Origin of the sequence: Klebsiella sp. C283, from assembly GCF_048822555.1 — a bacterium.
Lineage (GTDB): Bacteria > Pseudomonadota > Gammaproteobacteria > Enterobacterales > Enterobacteriaceae > Klebsiella > Klebsiella quasipneumoniae.
This window is the reverse complement of record NZ_JBMEZS010000059.1, coordinates 1-1346: the sequence shown is the minus strand read 5'-3', so window position 1 is coordinate 1346 and position 1346 is coordinate 1. Positions and strand designations below refer to the sequence as shown.

2 protein-coding genes and 1 pseudogene are annotated in these 1346 nt (G+C 41.2%); all 3 read right to left on the bottom strand.

What is annotated here, in order from left to right:
* A pseudogene (locus ACOI7Z_RS27170) lies at positions 1-187 on the bottom strand (F pilus assembly Type-IV secretion system for plasmid transfer family protein); the annotation flags it as partial.
* A 71-nt stretch (positions 188-258) separates the two neighbouring features.
* Positions 259-657, bottom strand: coding sequence for a hypothetical protein (locus ACOI7Z_RS27165; protein ID WP_023179972.1), 399 nt, complete (start codon positions 655-657; stop codon positions 259-261).
* Between the two features lie 376 nt (positions 658-1033).
* The coding region (locus tag ACOI7Z_RS27160; protein ID WP_020277947.1) for a hypothetical protein at positions 1034-1346 on the bottom strand (313 nt) is incomplete at its 5' end.

Here is a 1346-nt window from a genome sequence, read left to right as displayed (position 1 = left end):
TGGTTTTGTTATTAATAAACAGCCCGGTCGCGGAATCATAATCCTTATAGGGCAAAATACGGCTGAACTGGGGGAAATTCATGCTGCCCAGCGTGTCATTGGCTTTCGCGGATTCGTCGGGCAGTTTCAGTGCTGATACCAGTGAATTCACTGCCTGGGTGACGGCATCGATGATGTTATTACTCATGCGGGCGTTCCTTTAAGAGCATTTCAAAATAACAAGGGTAATAAATGGCAAGAAGAATATTCATATCCGCACTAGAAACTCCTTCTTATAATGGAAAGCACTGGAATAAAAAACAATAAACACATGGAGGCAATAATCTGACCCATAAAGATCGAATCCAACAACACCTCCCCTTGCCACAGACAAACAAGCAGAGTGATAAATAATAAAACCACATGAAAGAAAACAATCAGGAACAGAATGTTCGCTGAGAACTCCCCATCACCAACTTCCACCTCTAAGCAGAAAAAATAAAATACACACAAACTACAGATAATATAGACGCCTTCATGTCGAATACCCTGAAAGAAATCAGGAGAAAACTCTCCTGCCAGTCCATTGTAAGTCAGTCTGGCTCCCAGATAGATGAGCCAGTAGACTGGAGGTATAAACAAAAATCCGTACTTTCGAAGAAACAGCATCATATCCATCCCCTGATTATTTGCTCATAGCGTTCAGTGCGTTAAGTTTTTTTCACGTACTGCTTTAATCTCTTCTTTATACTTGCATTCTGATACCATCTTTTTTGCGTCACCGAAAGTTAATGGCTCTGACGAAGTGCCTGTGTTAGTTTGAATTGCTAAACGTAACGCCTCACCTGCACAAGGTGTCTAATGAATAATACTTTGCAGTTGTTCTGGAGTGGCGGGCTGCATATCGCGAGAATCTTCAATATACTGCACAAAAAAAATACCCAGTTAACACAATTAAAAGAAGAACTATCAAAAAACCAAATTGCTGGCCAATTTCTTGCTGTCTTTCCATTGTTCCATCCCTACCGGTCAATCCAGTTTGTTAATCAGCATTTCATTTTGAGTTAGCTTTATATAATTCCCACTGATGGATATAGGAATAATACTGCCCACCAGGCACATTAATGATGATGCCATCACAGTCCAGTTTATTAACAGGGCTGGTAAAAGCGCCTGTCGGCATGTTTACCTCAAGTGTCCGGCAGTCATCTTTCCAGTGTCTACCTGCTTCAAGTTCATCCATCGAAAATGAGTGAATGGAGATAACGAACATCCCGGAAAACCCAACCACCGCTATAAGCGCACAGTATATGAATGTATCGCCTCTGTTAACTCGAAGATTGAATTTTTCAGGGATGGCAACCATA